Source organism: Streptomyces flavofungini, from assembly GCF_014650815.1.
GTDB classification, from domain to species: domain Bacteria; phylum Actinomycetota; class Actinomycetes; order Streptomycetales; family Streptomycetaceae; genus Streptomyces; species Streptomyces flavofungini.
The window spans coordinates 155,173-170,831 of the sequence record NZ_BMVR01000003.1 but is presented as its reverse complement, the minus strand read 5'-3'; the positions used below and the strand labels follow the sequence as shown (position 1 = coordinate 170,831).

Here is a 15,659-nt window from a genome sequence, read left to right as displayed (position 1 = left end):
TGTCGGGCGTTTCCCGTGCGTCAGCCGGGAAATCGCCCTGTGCTGCGCAGGGCCCAGCGGCGCTCGGCGTAGGCGATGTCGTCCCGCCACAGGCGCGCTGCGGCTGCCCGCATGAGCGGCCGCAGCGCGGGAGCCGCGGCCCGGGCCGCGAGGAAGCCGGGGCGTTCGGAGGTGGCGATCACCGCTTCCACGACCGCGGTGCGGGGGTGTCCGGCGCGATCCGTGCCCAACGGAGTCGCGTGCGTCTCCACCACGGAGCCCGCGCCTTCGCCGTGGGTGATGTGCATGACGACCGTCCGGGGTTCCGGAGCGGTGAAGACCGCCCGCACCGGTACGACCGCGCGCCCCGCCACTTTGAAGGACACATCGACGGTGAAGGCGTCGGCCTCCATGTCGTCCCGGCCGTCCCCGGCGAGAGGGGCAACGGTCAGGTCGACGAAGGAGTACGGGTGGAACCAGGCTCCGTGCCAAGGGTCGAGGCGGTTGGCGATGACGTCCTCGGGTTCGCAGCGCCCACTGGTCGTCATCACGGCCGCCACACTGTGCACGAGGTGGGGGCGTGGCGGGACCACGGGCCGGTCCAGAGCCTGTTCGCCGCCGATGTCGTCGAGTCTGACCCAGGTCAGCACGCCGTCGTCGAAGGCCGGATAGGGGCTCCAGTCCCCGAAGGGCCGGCCGTCCAGGGCCAGCCCGTGCCAGTGACAGATCACCGTGCCGCAGCGCACCGGGCTGTCCTTGAGCGGGGCGCCCAGGTGCGGGCAGGCTCCCGGGCCCGCCCGCACCGTCCCCTGGGCATCGCGCCACAGGACGATCTCCCGGCCTGCCACCGTGCGGCCCAGGGAACGGTCGTCCCTGAGCTGCCGGGAGGCTCCCGTCACGTACCAGTTGCCGGAGGGGCGGCCCTGCGCGCGCTTCAGTGCCGCGGCGATCACCCCGGGCCGGGCTTCGCGCCATGTCGGGTGCTGCTGCTCCCAGGCCACGGGCCGACGGCGCAGCCGCAACGGGTAACGCCCGGGCCCCGGTTCGCGGCCGGTACTCATGCTGGCTCCTTCCACGGGTGCCGGGGGTTCACCGTCGACGGGTGCCCGGGCCGCTCGGGCAGCGGCACGGCGCCGCCGCGCAGGCGGTGGCGCGTCCGGGCGGCGGCCACGCGGACCAGGCCGTCGCAGGCGACGGTGGCGCGCCGGTGGCGAGCGACGACCGCCCGGCGATGAAGGACGGCGTAGCCGTCGGCGGCGATGGCGTCCAGGATGGCGGCGTAGAGCACGAAGGCGGTGCGGACGCAGGGGCGCGAGACGGGGTCGAGCATGGCCAGGCCCGGTGCCGCCGTGCGGTAGACATCACGGGTGACGGCGCAGGCCGCCATCAGTGCCTGGGTGATCCTGTGGTCCCGGCGCCCGGTGGTACGACTCCAGCTCAACAGCGCGCGGTCGACACCGTGCGCGGCGAGCAGGTCCTGAGGTAGATAGATCCGGTCCCGGTCGAGGTCCTCGCCCACGTCCCGCAGGAAGTTGGTCAGTTGGAAGGCGACCCCGAGAGCGGCGGCGCGCGGCGCGGCCTCCGCGCGGGGGACGACGGTGCCGAGGACGGGCAGCATCTGCAGGCCGATGACGGCGGCCGAGCCGTGCATGTACCGCTCCAGATCGCTGAAGGTGGAGTACTCGCTCACCTTGAGGTCCAGGCGCATCGACGTCATGAAGTCGGTGAAGTGCCGGGGGTCGATGGCGTAGCGGCGGGTGGTATCGGCCAGGGCCATCACCACGGGTTCGCTGCTCGTGCCCGTCCGCAGCCCGTGGTCCAGCTGGTCCTGGAGGCGTCGCAGCGCCTTGGGCCTCTCGTCCGCTGCGGCTGCTCCTTCGACGACGTCGACGATGTCGTCGGCCCAGCGGGCGAAGCCGTACAGGGCATGGACGGCGGGCCGTCGGTCGACCGGCAGCAGCCGGGTGGCGAGGAAGTACGTCTTGCCGTGGCGGGCGTTGAGGCGTCGGCAGTGCGCGTAGGCGGCACGCAGCGCGGGATCGGTGATCGCTGCGGCGTCCAGTTCCCGGGCGCTCATCGGCGGCCCCCCGTGACCCTGAACCGTCCGGCGGCGGAGGGCGACGCACCCCGCGGGCCGGTGATGCGTGCCGCGGCCAGCTTCCCGGAGACGAGGACGGTGGGCACGCCCACGCCCGGCGTCGTGCCGCAGCCCGCGAGAACCGCGTTGTCCGTGCCCCGCACCAGGTTGCGGGGGCGGAAGGGGCCGGTCTGGGCGAAGGTGTGGGCGGCGGAGAAGGGGCTGCCCGCGGCGTGGCCCTGCGCCGTCCAGTCCGCCGGGGTCACCAGGCACTCCTCCTCGACGGCCGCGCCGATCCCGGTGAGCCCGCGCCGCTCCAACTCGGCGAGGAGGCTGTCGCGGTAGCGGGGCGCGAGGGCTGCCCAGTCCTGTGCGCCTGGGCCGATGTCGGTGTTGGGGCAGGGAGCCAGTACGTGGTGCAGGTGGCGTCCGGCCGGTGCCAGGTCGGGGTCGGTGGCCGTCGGACGGGTGATGAGCAGGGACGGGTCGGACATGAGGTTCCCGGTGCGGGTCAGTTCGTGGAACGTGGATTTCCAGGCGGCCCCGAAGGAGATCGTGTGGTGCGCCAGTCGGGGCCAGGTGCGGTCGCTGCCGAGGTGCAGGAGCACGGCGGAGGGCGAGTGGCGCAGCGGCTTCGGACGGCGTGGCGCGCGGCCCAGCAGTTCGTAGGCGACGGGCAGGTCCGGGGTCAGGACCACGGCGTCGCAGGCGATGCGTTCCCGGGTGGTGACGACGGCGGTGATCCGGGATCCGGTGCGCTCCAGCCTCTGGACGTCGTGCCCGTACCGGATGTCGGCGCCCGCCCGTGCGGCGGCTTCCGCCATGGCCCGTGGCAGGGCGTGCATGCCTCCTCTCGGGAAGTAGACCCCGGCGACGGTGTCCATATAGGCGATGACCGCGTAGGCGGCCAGGGCCCGGGCCGGGGGCACGCCCACGTACAGCGCCTGGAAGGAGAAGATCCGCTGCAGTCGTTCGTCGGAGATGAACGAGGCGATGCGCGCGTCCAGTCGCCGGAAGCCGCCGAGGGCGGCGAGCCGGGCCAGGTCCGGGGTCAGCAGTTCCAGGGGCGAGTCGAAGTTGGTGTCGATGAAGCGGCGCATCTGGAGCTGGTAGAGCCGCTCCAGCCAGCTGCGCAACCGCCGGTACCCCATGGCGTCCCTGGAACCGGCGAAGCGTTCGATCTCGGCTTCCATGGCGTCGGGGGCGGTGTGGACGTCCAGGCTGCTGCCGTCGGCGAACTGGGCCCGGTAGGCGGGGTGCAGCGGGATGAGGTCCAACCGGTCGCGCAGGCTCTCGCCCACCGCGGTGAAGGCGTCCTCGACGAGTTCCGGCATGGTCAGGACCGTGGGGCCGGTGTCGATCCGGTAGCCCGCCCGCTCCAGGAGCCCCGCCCGGCCGCCCGGGCCATCGGCCCGCTCGACCAGGGTCACGGCTCGTCCGGCGCCCAGCAGGTGCAGAGCGGCCGACAGGCCCGCGAGTCCGGCGCCCACGACCACCACGTGATCGGTCCGCCCCGGCACGGTCCTCATCGGCTGCGGCCTTCGGCGCGGGGGCCGCGCGGCGCGGACGGCGCCGCCGGGTCACCGGCCGCGGAGAGGCCTGCCACGCGGTGGAAGAGTTCGCGCAGTCGCCGGTCGGCGTGCGGGACGAAGGCGCCGGCGCCGAGGTGCCGGTTCGCCGTCCTGATCAGGCGCAGGATCTTGTCCTCGACGATCGCTCGTGCCCCCGTCGTCACGAATGCCTCGCGCACCCTGCGCACGTCGGCATCGGCCAGGTCGGCCCTGCCCACACAGGCGTTGAGGAGGGTCAGCAGCTCACGGTCCGCCGTGGCCTCGGCGCGGGCGGTGGCGACTGCCAGGAGATACGTGCCCTTGCCGTCGCGGATGTCGTCCCCGGACGGCTTGCCGGTCTCAGCGGGATCTCCGAACGCGCCGATGAGGTCGTCGCGCAGTTGGAAGGCGATGCCGGCACAGCGGCCCGCCGAGCGCAGCGCGCGCGTCGCGGTCTCGTCCGCACCGGCCAGAGCCGCGCCGAAGGCAAGCGGACGTTCCACCGAGTACAGGGCGCCCTTGAGCGACGCCGTACGAATGGACCTGATGATCGACCGCGAACCGATGGCTTGACCCTGCAGGTCGAGATACTGGCCGGCCACCATCTCCGTGCGCATGGACTGCCACAGCGCGCGCACCTGACGCGCCTTCGCGTCGTCGAGATCGACCGAAGCCAGCACGTCGTCGGCCCAGCTGAGCGCCAGGTCGCCCACGAGGATGGCGGCGGCCGCGCCGAACGGCTCGCCCGGCCCGCCCGCCGTGGGAGTCCCGTACTGCGTCTGGACGTCCACGTGGACGGCGTCCCTGCCCCGACGCAGCGGTGAGCCGTCCATGACGTCGTCGTGGACCAAGGCGCAGGTCTGCACGAGTTCGAGGCCCGCAGCCAGGTGCAGGGCGGTCTCCGTCTGGCCGGGGTCGCGGCCTCCGGCACACGCCCGCAGCCCCCACCAGAGGAACTGGGAGCGGATGCGTTTGCCGCCCTCCAACGTGAATCGAGCCGCCCGGGCCGCGATGTCCTGCGCGAACGTGCCGTCGACGGCTGCGGCATCGTCGAGTCGCCCCTGGAGGATGACTTCGAGCGCGCGTCCCACCGCGGCAGGCACATCGGCGTCGATGTCATGTGCGCTCACTGCGTCCAGGGTGTCGCGCCTCGTCTCCGCTGCGGCGTCCCAGCGGCGCCGGACACGGGTGTGGACCTCTGCGGCGACCGATCCGCTGCCGCTGGTGGCGGGCGGTGCTCCTGTCCCGGCGCGCATTGCACGTCCTCTCAGCCATTCGATCGGCATGGGCTAAAGAACGCTTCGGCCGCCGAGGGCTGCCCGGATGCATCAGAAGCTGATTGCGGACCGAGGGACGGGTCGTCGAGGCGTGCGGCGGCCGGACCCGGCGAGAATCCGGCACGGGGCGACGGGAGTCCTCGGACCCGTACGCGGGGCAACGGGGGTCCCCGGGCCTGACTCGGGGCAACGGGGGTCCCCGGGCCTGTACTCGGGGCAACGGCCTCGTCAGGGACCGGTTCTCAGCGCACCGCGGACCACGCTCCTGCCGGAGTGCGCGGGGTTTCCGTTGTACGCCTGGGCCGAGACGTCCACGAGGGGGTAGTCGGCCAGGTCCACACTCTCCGGCACGGGCAGGGTCGCCGATCCCTCCGAGTCGAGGACACCGACCGCGATGAGCTTCTTGTGGGTCGGATCCATCAGCCACACCTCGAAGTAGCCGTTCGTCCGCGGCAGATCGGTCACATCGATGTGCACCTGCCGTCGGGGGCCTTCCGATTCCTCGAGCCTCGCCACGCCCTGGGTGTCCCCCGGCGTCAACGGGGCGAGGGCCGCCACGGTTCCCGTCCGGGCGGCTCCCCCGTCGTCGCGCAGTTGCCACCACGTGGCGCCGGTCCCGAGCGCCGCCCCTGCCACCAGGCAGGCGGCGGCGAGAAGGACGGGGAACTTCCTTCCCCTGGCTCGGGGCGGTACGGGTTCTTCGGCGGCTTCGTCGGGAGGGACCGGCAGGGGCTCGGCTTCGGCCTGTGGCTCAGCGACCGCCCGAGTGCCGCCGGTCGCGTCCTTGCTGCCCTGGATGTGCCGGTCGCCCCGGCTGTCGTCGTGTCCGGTCGGCGGGGTGAGATCCAGCTCCGCGGAAATCGCGTGCCAGACCCGCTCGGGTGGCGGAGCCGGAACGTCGTCGGGTGACACGGCCCGCGCCGCTCCGACGACCCTGCGCAAGGAGTCGAGTTCGGCTCGGCACTGATCACACTCTGCCAGGTGGGCGGTGCGGGTGCCGAAGGTTTCGGAGGCCTCGTCCGCGAGGGCGAGCTCGGCGAGATCGGCCGGGTGCAGGTGCTTCACGGCTTCTCGCCTTCCCGCGGTGTCAGGGCTTCGAGCCCCTGGACCAGCTCCTGTCTGACCCTGTCCACCGACAGCGTGAGCCGGTCGGCCACTTCGGTCGCCGTCAGACGCTCGTACAGGGCCAGGCGCAGGATGCGGGCGCGCAGTGGCGGCTGATTCGCGAGCGTTTCCCGGGTGACGGCCTGCCGGACCGTGCGCTCGAAGGCGGCCCAGCCCAACGGCTCGCGGCGGCGCGCGGCGATTTCCCCGCGGGCGCGTTCGAGCAGCCAGGCGGCCAGGGACGAGGTGGGATCGAAGGAATCGCGCTCGCGCCAGGCCTCGGCGAACACCCGCTCGGTGGCCTCTTCCGCGGCACCTGGCTGCGGCAGCAGACGCAGGGCGAGAGCGTAGACGTCAGCGCCCCACAGGCTGTAGGCCCCGGCCAGGGCAGTGCTTTCGCCATCGTGGAAGGCCGCGGCGAGCGCGGACTCGACACCGCCTGGCGCATCCGGGCGCGCGGGTGCGCGGGGAGCGGAGTGCTCGTGAGCCGGGCCGGGTTCGGGCACGGCAGAAGCGTAGCCGTGGCCATCACCTCTCACCTCCTGCCTGCCTCAGCTGCTCGTCGGCACCGCGGTGATCACCAGGTTCCTCCGGTAGCCGCCACGGGCCGGATCGAAGGGTGCCGCGCAGGTGATCAGGGTGAGCACAGGGCGGCCGTCCCGGCGGAAGACCGACAGTGGCAGGTCCTGTTTGGGCACGGTGCGCCGGGCCGTGACCCGGTAACGCAGGGGCTCGGCCGCCTCGCGCTCCACCATGACGGTGTCGTCCGCCCGGATGTCGTACAGCGCGGCGAAGGCGCCCAGTTCGCCGGTGCGGGAGTCGACGTGGCCGACCAGGACGGCGGAACCGTTCGGAGCGCCGGGTGCGGGACCGTAGCGGTACCAGCCCGCTTCGTCGGGGTCGGCCGGGATCTCGGTCCGGCCCTGGACATCCACACCGATCGCGCGGAGGCGTGCGCTGAGGTGGAGACGAGGCAGGCGCACACGCAGGGGTGCCGCCTCGGTCTCCGACCGCGTGGCGCGCCCCGCACCGTCGGCGGGCCGCACCGGCTCCCCCGCGGCCTGCGGGGAGCCGGCGGACGGTTCGCCCGGGGCTTCGGCGGCCGTTGTCTCCGGTGTCCCGCGCGGTGCCGCGGTGCCCGGTTCGAGGTCCTGCCCGAAGTCGGCGGGCGGCCCGCCGCCGGACGGACCCGGCGCGAGGAGCAGTCCGGTGGCGAGCAGGAAGGAGAGCACAGCGCCTGCCACGAGCCCGCGCGACCGCAGCGCCCCGACCACCGTGCCGGAGGTGGGCTCAGGCATGTCGCCGGGCGCGGCGACGGACGGTCAGCGCACCAGCCACGACGAGGAGACCCGCGGCGGCGCCCCAAGCGGGCCAGTCGTGGGCGGAGTTGGCCGCGGCGGCGCCCGAGTAACCGGCATCGACACCGCCGGGCGCCGAGTGCATGCCGTCGAACGACTGCACCTTCAGGGCGAGGTTCTTGTCGTCGGCGCTTCCCCAGGCGTACACCACGTTGCTGGTGCCTTCCTTGAGGTTGACGTCGGCGGGGCCGACGGCGACCGTGTCCGTCCCGGCCAGCACGACATCGGCGGGTACGGTACCGGCCTTCACCTCGGTCTTCGCCTCCTTCGGGTTCTCCAGGGCTTCGAAGACGGGCTTCTCGGCGGCCCGTACGTCGACAGCGGGAGCCGCCGCGACATGCCGGACGGTGAGTCGGGACTTCCCGGCCGGCACCTTCGTCACGTCGTTGACGAACGCGTTGAGCTGAGGCTTTCCGTCCGCGGAGAGATGAGCGACCACCGTGGCGTCGGCACCGGCGGGAACCTCGATCTTCTTCTGAAGGGCGGGACTGCCGTCGGGGCCGTCGCCGTCCTTGAACACCTTGAGGTCGTAGGATCCGGCGGGCAGTTCCTGCGGTTCGGTGAGCGTTCCGGGCTTGAAGTCCGGGAGCAGTTCCTCACCGTTGGCGTACACGTCCACGGTCAGGCCGGGGACTGCGTGGAAGACGGAGACCATGGCCTTGTCGTCGTCGGCGCGCGGCGTGGCCCCGACGGGTCCCGCGCTCGCGAGGGCGAGGGTGAGCGCGCCCGCGGTGGCGGCTGTCAGAGTGAGGGTGCGCGAGATCATCGGTGGATTCCCTTCGCGGCGGATTCCGCCCTGTGCGGAACTCACTCCCACTTCCCTCGCGCCAGTGGCCGCGGATGCGGCGCGGCTGCTCCTTCTCGACCTGTGCCGTCCCATCGGCTTGCGGTGCGGTCCGGCGGACCCGAAGTGGCGTCCTGCCCCGGAGGGGTGCGGCCGACGGTGTGTCAGGATGCCGCCGCGGACGGACTCATCGCCCGACGGGCCGCCGAACGCCGTCGCCCACCGCCGCCTCCACCACGGCCAGGGCTTCGGCCAGTCCTGAGGGCCGTGGCAGTCCGGGCACGGTCTGACCGGCCCAGCCCGGCCCGAGCGTCAGCACCAGGGGGTGCCTGCGGGCGCCGCGCACGCCCCACTCGATGGCCGCCACGTGCTGCGCGAGGGGGCGGTTCGCGGTGGTCCGGGACTGCGCCCACAGCCCGATGATCGCGGGCCCGGTCCTGCGCACCGCGTCCACGAGCGCCTCGGCGGGCATGGCCGCGCCGAACATCCTCACCGGCAGGCCCTGATCGATGAGGGCGGCTGCCAGCGCTTCCAGCGGCAGTGTGTGAACTTCACCGGGCACACAGGCGAGCAACGTCGTGGCAGCCGCCTGGTCGGCCGGGATTCTCGGTGCGCCGCGCCGCAACGCACCGGTGATGTGCCAGGAGAGGAAGTGTTCGACCTCCACGTACTTCTCGCCGGAGGCCTCCCACTTGCGCCCCACCGCCTGAAGCGTCGGCATGATCACTTCCTGCCATGCCGTGACCAGTCCGTAGTCGTCGATCGCCGCGGTCAGCAGGTCGTCCACGGAGGCGGCGTCGAGCCGTAGCGAGGCGCGGGCGAGACCTTTGCACTCCCGGCGCGCGTTCCCCAGTCGGAGCCCGGTGCCCGCCCGGCTACGCGCGGGGCCCGGCCGCGTCGGCGCGTCGGCGGCGAGCGCCGTTGCCGAGGACCGGCCCTCGCGTGCGGCGCGCGCCGCCTCGGCCGGCGGCACCCCCGCCATGGTCAGCGCGCTCATCCGCTCCAGCCGTGCGATGTCCGCGGCGGTCCAGCGGCGGTGCTTGCCGGGGGTGTGGGCATCGGGTCCCAGGCCGTAGCGCTGGTCCCACGTACGCACTGTCGTGGGTGCGACGCCCAGGCGCCTGGCCACCGCGCCGGTCGACAGTCCCGCGGCCTTGTCGTGCTCGTTCGAGCTCACCGCCTCATCGTACGACGCAAAACCGACGCGTGTTGCTTGCGTCGTTTCTGCGTCCAAGACTCGGAACCGGCGCAGGTGGGCGCTGGCCCTCGGAGCTTGCGCAGGTGGGTGTCGGCCCGTGGCTGTGCGTCCGCACGTGAACTCCTACTCCGCACTGCTGCTTCGCAGGAGGAACAAGACCATGAGTTCGATCATGCGAACCTCGGAGCGTCTGTTCCCGCCCATCGAGGAAACGGCGCTCGAGGAGGACCTGGCCCGCGGACTCGTCGACTCCGACGAGCAGGCGTTCGCCACGGTCTACCGGCGCTGGAGCTCCCTCGTCCACACAATGGCCGCCCGCTCGCTCGGCGACGCGCGGGAAGCGGAGGACGTGACCCAGCAGGTGTTCCTGGCGGCCTGGCGGGGCCGGGCCGGTTTCCACCCCGAACGCGGGCCGCTCGGTGCCTGGCTCGTCGGCATCACCCGGCGCAAGATCGTCGACGCGCTGGCAGCCCGCACGCGCCGCCTCCGTCTGGTCGAGGCGGCGGGCCGTGCCGCGGACGCAGCCGCGCCGCAGCCACAGTCGACCTCCACCGACCAGGTGCTGGACCGGGTCCTTCTCGCAGCGGAACTCTCCCGCCTGCCCCGGCGGCAGCAGGAGGTGCTGCGTCTCGCGTTCTTCGACGACCTGACCCAGGCGCAGATCTCCGAGCGCACCGGCTTGCCCCTGGGCACGGTCAAGAGCCACGCGCGCCGGGGCCTGTTCCAACTGCGCCGCAAGATCGAGGAGGGTCGCTGATGTGCGCGCTGCGCCCGTCCGGTCAACTCGCTCGGGGCGACGGCCCGGCGGGGTGCGAACCCGGCGCGCCGCTGACGTGGCGCACGCTCGGGCTGGACACGATGGCGTCCCTGCTCGTCATGTCCTTGAGCCGCCTGGGCAGCAGCGGTTATCGCGCCCGATGCCAGTGGCCTCGCCTGCATCCGCTGAACGAGCGCGCGATCGCCGTGTCCCACCATCCGCTGATCATGGCGGAGTCCACCCGCCAGCTCGCCATCGCCTGGGAGCGTCGGCACGCGTCCGCGGACGGCGTCGCCCCGCTCGAACCCGTATCGGTGAACCTCGGGCTGCGTCCTGCTGCCCGGCCCACGGAGCGGGGCAGCTTCACCGATGTGGCCGTGCGGGTGAGCGTGAGCGATCACGCCACACACGCCGGCAGGCTCGTCGCCTATCGGATCACTGCGGAGTACGAACATGAGGGAACGCCGTTCGGATCGTGCACCATGCGATGTGCTCGTCCGGCGGACTCACGTGCGCCGAGCACGGTCACTCCCCCTCCGCTGGCGCATATCCATCCCCCGGCGGCCGCTGTGGGAGCCGGCGCCGACAGCGATGTGATGGTGGCGCGGGCCCCGCAGGGGCGCCTGATCGTCGTCCCGCGCGACCCGGGACATCCGGTCCTGCTCGCCGGCCGTCCGGTCCGGCTGCCCGCCCTCGCCGTGCTGGAAGCCGCGCGGCAGGCGGTCCTGCTGACCTCCGGAATGACCGCCGAGGCCGTCGCCGGACTGCGGGTGGAGCTGCGTGCGCCGGTGCCGCCGAGCGGTGCCTCGGCCGAAGTGACGGCGGAGTCGGGAGGGGCCCGCGTTGTCGTCACCGCCGCCGGTCAGGTGGCCGCGCTGGGGACGGTGGCGCTGCTCGCTCCGTGAACGGGCGGCGCAGGCAACGGCCGGGACGTGGATGTCGGAGCAAGAGTACGGAGGAACGATCATGGGTACGGACGGACAGCGGGACGCACAGCGGCTGCGCTGCCTGGTCACCGGCGCATCCGGCTACATCGGCGGACGCCTGGTGCCGGAGCTTCTGGACGCGGGGCATCACGTGCGGTGCCTGGCCCGCTCCCCGGCCAAACTCCGCGACCATCCCTGGGCGACGCACGTCGAGGTGGCCCAGGGCGATGTCACGGACGCCGCTTCCCTCGCGGAGGCCATGCGCGGGATCGACGTCGCGTACTACCTCGTGCACGCGCTGGCCTCCGGCTCCGATTTCGAGGAGACCGACCGCCTCGGGGCCCGCAACTTCGCCGAGCGGGCCTACGCCGCCGGTGTGCGGCGCATCGTCTATCTGGGCGGTCTCACGTCGCGGGGGGTCCCCGCGTCGGACCTCTCCCCGCACTTGCGATCGCGCGCCGAGGTCGGGCAGATCTTCCTGGACGGACCGGTCCCTGCCACCGTGCTGCAGGCCGCCGTCGTCATCGGTTCGGGATCGGCCTCGTTCGAGATGCTGCGTTATCTGACCGAGCGGTTGCCAGTCATGGTCACCCCCAGTTGGGTGCACACGCGCACGCAGCCGATCGGCGTCCGCGATGTGCTCCGCTATCTCGTCGGATCGGCCACCATGCCGGCCGATGTCGACCGGGCGTTCGACATCGGGGGCCCGGACGTGCTCACCTACAGGGAGATGATGCGGGCGTACGCGCGAGTCGCGGGGCTGCGCCAGCGGCTCATCGTGCCGGTGCCCGTCCTCACGCCGGGGCTCTCCAGCCACTGGGTCGGCCTTGTCACCCCGGTGCCCGCCGCCATCGCCCGGCCGCTCACACAGTCGCTGCGCCACGAGGTCGTCTGCCACGAACACGACATCGCCAAGTACGTGCCCGACCTCCCGGGCCGCCCGCTGCCGTTCGGCGAGGCACTGGCCCTGGCACTGCGCAGGGTGCGGGATGCTCAGGTCGCCACCCGCTGGTCGTCCGCCTCCGTGCCAGGGGCGCCGAGCGATCCGCTTCCCACCGACCCCGACTGGGCCGGCGGCAGTCTCTACGAGGACGAGCGGCAGCTGTCGGTCGAGGTGTCCCGGCAGGCGCTGTGGAAAGTGATCGAAGGCATCGGAGGCGACAACGGCTGGTACTCGCTCCCGATCGCCTGGGCGGTCCGCGGCTGGCTGGACCGGTTCGTCGGCGGTGTGGGCCTGCGCCGCGGACGACGTGACGCCGAGCGGCTGAGGGTCGGCGACTCGCTCGACTTCTGGCGGGTCGAGGAGATCGAGCCCGGACGGCTGCTGCGCCTGCGGGCCGAGATGCGACTGCCGGGACTCGCCTGGCTGGAGATGCACGCGGAGACGGACGAGGCGGGCCGCACCCGCTACCGGCAGCGCGCCCTGTTCCACCCTCGCGGTCTGCTGGGCCACGCCTACTGGTGGTCCGTCGCGCCGTTCCACGCTCTCGTCTTCGGCGGCATGGCCCGCAACATCGCGCGGGCAGCGGCCAAGGACCGGAGCGCGCCCCACCGCGGCCCCGTTCGACGCCGCCGCGGCGGGCCACGCGGGCGGCGCTGATCCACACCCCACCGCCTGCCCACGCGAAACCCCTGACAGGGCGCCCCGCCTTCGACCGCCACTCGCCGACGCCTCCGGCGCACCGTCGTCACCCGCGCCGCGACGCCCCCTCCCCCTGTGTCTCCGCCGCCCCCTCGTCCAGCCGGTACTCCTGCGGACCGGCGTCGTACGCGTACAGCTCCGCGTACCGGCCCCAGTCGGTGGCCGTCTCCAGTTGCCGCTCGACCTGTTCGCTCGTGAAGTGGTGGGCGAGCAGGTCGCGGAAGAACCCGGCGCGCACCGCGCCGTCCGGCTGCTGCCGCAGGCTGTTGGTGATCAGCTTCACCAGCGGGACCTCGGTGGCGGCGTCGGCGAAGATGGTCTTGGACGTCTGTACGTCGGCTTCGGCGAAGGCCGTGCCCGGCTCGGTGAGGACCAGGTCGTCGCCGCTGACCGTGGCGAAGCCAAGCAGTTCGAGGGCGTCGACCTGCGGCAGCAGGTCGTCGATGTCGAGGCCGAGTTCGTCGGCGAGGTCGGCGAGGTCGCAGCGCCCGCCGCGGTGGGCGACCAGCTCCGCGAGGCCGGACAGGCCGTCGACGGTGGCGGCGGGCAGCGGGGCGGACGCGACGGTGCGCTTGTCCAGGGCGGAGCGCACGGCGCCGGTCTGACCCTCACCCCCCGCCCAGCCTACGCACGACCTCCCCGAGCCCGTCCTTCAGGGCCCGCACCTGGTCCTCGCTGAGCACGTCGATCAGATGGGCGCGGACCACCTCGACGTGGCCGGGCGCCGCCCGCTCCAGGCGGGCCCGGCCCGCGTCGGTGAGGACGGCGTAGACGCCGCGCACATCCGCGGCGCAGGTGCGGCGGCGCACCAGGCCCGCCTTCTCCAACTGGGTGATCTGGTACGTCAGTCCGCTCTTGGTGGTGATCACCGCGCCCGCGAGTTCGCTCATCCGCAGCTCGTCGTCCGGGGCGGCCGACAGCCGCACCAGCACCTCGTACTGCAGGTGGGACAGCCCCGAATCGGCCTTCAGCTGCTCCTCGATCCGCCGGTCGAGCAGCGCCCCCGCCATCAGGAAGGCCTGCCAGGCGGCCATCTCGTCGTCGTTCAGCCAGTTGGTGTCGCCCATGGAAGGCAGCGTACGCCTGTTGTTCAAATTCGAACTAGGGAGTACCGTCGGAGACGTGATTCAAATTTGAACCACCTGCCCCTCAAGGAGCCGCTCATGACCACCGCAGCCCCCGAGCGCCGGGACGCCCCGGAGCGCATGCCCGCCGTCTTCATGAGCCACGGCGGCCCGACCCTCGCCGAGGACGCCCACTGGCCGGCCGAACTGGCCCGCTGGGGCGCCGGGCTGCCGCGGCCGAAGGCGATCCTGATGGTCTCCGCCCACTGGGAGGAGGCCCCGCTGGCGCTCGGCGCGACCACCGCCGTGCCGCTCGTCTACGACTTCTGGGGCTTCCCCGAGCACTACTACCGCATCCAGTACGCCGCGCCCGGCGCGCCCGACCTGGCCGCACAGGTCCGGTCGCTGCTGCGCGCCCCCGGCATGCCGGTGCACGACCTGCCGGACCGGGGCCTCGACCACGGCGCGTACGTCCCGCTGCGGGAGATGTACCCGGACGCCGACATCCCGGTGCTCCAGGTGTCCATGCCGACGCTCGACCCGCGCAAGCTGATGGACATCGGCCGCAGGCTGGCGCCGCTGCGCGACGAGGGCGTGCTGATCGTCGGCAGCGGCTCCTTCACGCACAACCTGCGCGCCATCAACCCGGAGAACGAGGTGCCGTCCGCCCTGGCCGAGTTCGACGACTGGGGGCGGCGGGCGCTCGCGGCCGGTGACGTGGACGCGCTGCTCGACTTCGCGCACAAGGCCCCGGCCGCCCAGTACGCGCACCCCCGCGAGGAGCACTTCGTGCCGCTCGCGGTCACGCTCGGCGCGGCGGCCGACGAGCTGGGCACGCAGCGCAGCGTCATCGAGGGCACCTGGCTGGGTCTTTCGAAGCGGTCGGTGCAGATCGGCTGACGCCCCGGTCCGGGGGCGGCGGGCGGCCGGGGGTTCCCCGGCCGCCCGCCGGAACGACGGGCCCCGTCCCCTACGCCTGGTGCAGCCACCCCCGGTCCGTCCGGACCAGTTCCCGGAAGCCGAGCGCCGTCATCCGCGCGATCGCGTCCACGTCGTCGGACGTCTCGTACGCGAGCAGCCGGTCGGCCCCGGCGAGGCGCAGCCACTCGGCGGCCTCGCCCAGGAGCCAGGCGTCCAGGCCGTCGACGCCGTGGCCGGGTTCGAGGTGGAAGTTGCCGATGTCGGCCAGGGTGCCGTTGCGGGCCTGGCGTTCGGCGCGGCCGAGCGCGCTGTCCACCTCGATGAAGCCCAGGTCACGGCCGTCGGCGTGAGCGGTGAGGCGGGTGCCGCAGGCGCCGAGGGTGCGGCGGACGGCCAGGCCCGGCAGCGGGGGCTCGGTCCGGCGCAGGGCGGGCACGCGGGCGATCAGGACGACTTCGGTGTGTCCGGTGTGGCGGAATCCGGCCCGTTCGTAGGCGGCGCGGATGTGCGGCCAGGTGCTCGGCAGGCCGTACACGGCCGGGGCGGGCAGCGCGCCGTCGGCCGCGCGGGTGCGCACGCCCCAGCGGGAGAGCTGGGCCAGACAGGCGCTCATGAGCAGGTCCGCGGCCACTTCCGAGTCCGGCCAGAAGGAGGCGGGCGGGTGGCAGACGAACCAGTTGACCTCGCCGAGGTCGCGGTGGTCCGGGGAGACGTCGGCTTCGGCGCGGTAGCGCAGCAGGTGCGCGGCGGCCACGACGAAGGAGCGCTGCTCGGCGACCAGCGTGACGCGCTCGGCCACCCACGGGTCGGTGATGAACTCGTCCGGCTGGCGGGCCAGTTGTCCGAGGACGGTGTTCACGGAGACGGAGACGCCCGGCACGACGGCGGCCACGTGGCTGTTCACCAGCTCGGTGAGCTGATCGCGGTCGTCGCGGTGGAAGGGGCGTACCAGAAGCGCGGACATGCGGGGACCTCCCGGTCGGGATTGCGTATGCAGGAGGCCGCCATGCGATGCGGTACGT

Annotated in this window: 16 protein-coding genes; 4 read left to right on the top strand and 12 right to left on the bottom strand. The window is 73.0% G+C overall.

Annotated elements, in window-relative coordinates:
• Positions 1 to 20 precede the first annotated feature (20 nt).
• The 9 genes from IE274_RS08000 to IE274_RS07960 all read right to left on the bottom strand — a co-directional run bounded on the left by IE274_RS08000 (position 21) and on the right by IE274_RS07960 (position 9,306).
• Complete coding sequence (locus IE274_RS08000) at positions 21 to 1,040, bottom strand: Rieske (2Fe-2S) protein (protein WP_190114917.1); 1,020 nt, start codon at positions 1,038 to 1,040, stop codon at positions 21 to 23.
• Positions 1,037 to 2,056, bottom strand: a complete 1,020-nt coding sequence (locus IE274_RS07995; protein ID WP_190114916.1) for a phytoene/squalene synthase family protein — start codon at positions 2,054 to 2,056, stop codon at positions 1,037 to 1,039. Before IE274_RS07995 ends, IE274_RS08000 begins: the two co-directional genes overlap by 4 nt.
• The gene (locus tag IE274_RS07990) at positions 2,053 to 3,585 is read right to left on the bottom strand and encodes a phytoene desaturase (protein ID WP_190114915.1); all 1,533 of its coding nucleotides are present in this window, start codon (positions 3,583 to 3,585) and stop codon (positions 2,053 to 2,055) included. Before IE274_RS07990 ends, IE274_RS07995 begins: the two co-directional genes overlap by 4 nt.
• Entirely contained in the window at positions 3,582 to 4,736 is a 1,155-nt protein-coding gene (locus tag IE274_RS07985; protein ID WP_229909360.1) for a polyprenyl synthetase family protein, read from the bottom strand. The genes IE274_RS07990 and IE274_RS07985 overlap by 4 nt, the downstream gene beginning before the upstream one ends.
• 375 nt (positions 4,737 to 5,111) lie before the next feature.
• Positions 5,112 to 5,948 carry an anti-sigma factor gene (locus IE274_RS07980; RefSeq protein ID WP_190114913.1) on the bottom strand — a complete coding sequence of 279 codons (837 nt, stop codon included), beginning with the start codon at positions 5,946 to 5,948 and terminating at the stop codon, positions 5,112 to 5,114.
• On the bottom strand, positions 5,945 to 6,493 hold the full coding sequence (locus IE274_RS07975) for a sigma factor (protein WP_190114912.1): 549 nt from the start codon (positions 6,491 to 6,493) through the stop codon (positions 5,945 to 5,947). The genes IE274_RS07980 and IE274_RS07975 overlap by 4 nt, the downstream gene beginning before the upstream one ends.
• A gap of 45 nt (positions 6,494 to 6,538) precedes the next feature.
• Positions 6,539 to 7,285 carry a class F sortase gene (locus IE274_RS07970; protein ID WP_190114911.1) on the bottom strand — a complete coding sequence of 249 codons (747 nt, stop codon included), beginning with the start codon at positions 7,283 to 7,285 and terminating at the stop codon, positions 6,539 to 6,541.
• Positions 7,278 to 8,111: a DUF4397 domain-containing protein gene (locus IE274_RS07965; protein WP_190114910.1), complete on the bottom strand. Its 834-nt coding sequence runs from the start codon at positions 8,109 to 8,111 to the stop codon at positions 7,278 to 7,280. The genes IE274_RS07970 and IE274_RS07965 overlap by 8 nt, the downstream gene beginning before the upstream one ends.
• 205 nt (positions 8,112 to 8,316) lie before the next feature.
• Positions 8,317 to 9,306 carry a MerR family transcriptional regulator gene (locus IE274_RS07960; RefSeq protein WP_190114909.1) on the bottom strand — a complete coding sequence of 330 codons (990 nt, stop codon included), beginning with the start codon at positions 9,304 to 9,306 and terminating at the stop codon, positions 8,317 to 8,319.
• A gap of 181 nt (positions 9,307 to 9,487) precedes the next feature.
• On the opposite strand from IE274_RS07960, the gene IE274_RS07955 reads away from it, so the two are divergent.
• From IE274_RS07955 to IE274_RS07945, 3 genes are all read left to right on the top strand, one after another.
• Positions 9,488 to 10,084, top strand: coding sequence for an RNA polymerase sigma factor (locus IE274_RS07955; protein WP_190114908.1), 597 nt, complete (start codon positions 9,488 to 9,490; stop codon positions 10,082 to 10,084).
• On the top strand, positions 10,084 to 10,989 hold the full coding sequence (locus IE274_RS07950) for an AfsA-related hotdog domain-containing protein (protein ID WP_190114907.1): 906 nt from the start codon (positions 10,084 to 10,086) through the stop codon (positions 10,987 to 10,989). Before IE274_RS07955 ends, IE274_RS07950 begins: the two co-directional genes overlap by 1 nt.
• Positions 10,990 to 11,050: 61 nt before the next feature.
• Positions 11,051 to 12,610, top strand: a complete 1,560-nt coding sequence (locus IE274_RS07945) for an SDR family oxidoreductase (RefSeq protein ID WP_190114906.1) — start codon at positions 11,051 to 11,053, stop codon at positions 12,608 to 12,610.
• Positions 12,611 to 12,698: 88 nt separating this feature from the next.
• Here IE274_RS07945 and IE274_RS07940 read toward each other — a convergent pair whose 3' ends face one another.
• Both IE274_RS07940 and IE274_RS07935 read right to left on the bottom strand, forming a co-directional pair.
• Entirely contained in the window at positions 12,699 to 13,244 is a 546-nt protein-coding gene (locus IE274_RS07940; RefSeq protein WP_229909357.1) for an AAA-associated domain-containing protein, read from the bottom strand.
• A gap of 16 nt (positions 13,245 to 13,260) precedes the next feature.
• The gene (locus IE274_RS07935) at positions 13,261 to 13,719 is read right to left on the bottom strand and encodes a MarR family winged helix-turn-helix transcriptional regulator (RefSeq protein WP_190114905.1); all 459 of its coding nucleotides are present in this window, start codon (positions 13,717 to 13,719) and stop codon (positions 13,261 to 13,263) included.
• A gap of 96 nt (positions 13,720 to 13,815) precedes the next feature.
• Here IE274_RS07935 and IE274_RS07930 point away from each other — a divergent pair, with 96 nt between their 5' ends.
• Positions 13,816 to 14,616 carry a dioxygenase family protein gene (locus IE274_RS07930; RefSeq protein WP_190114904.1) on the top strand — a complete coding sequence of 267 codons (801 nt, stop codon included), beginning with the start codon at positions 13,816 to 13,818 and terminating at the stop codon, positions 14,614 to 14,616.
• A 70-nt stretch (positions 14,617 to 14,686) separates the two neighbouring features.
• Here the strand turns inward: IE274_RS07930 and IE274_RS07925 are convergent, their stop codons facing one another.
• Positions 14,687 to 15,601 carry an N-acetyltransferase gene (locus tag IE274_RS07925; RefSeq protein ID WP_190114903.1) on the bottom strand — a complete coding sequence of 305 codons (915 nt, stop codon included), beginning with the start codon at positions 15,599 to 15,601 and terminating at the stop codon, positions 14,687 to 14,689.
• Between the last annotated feature and the right edge of the window lie 58 nt (positions 15,602 to 15,659).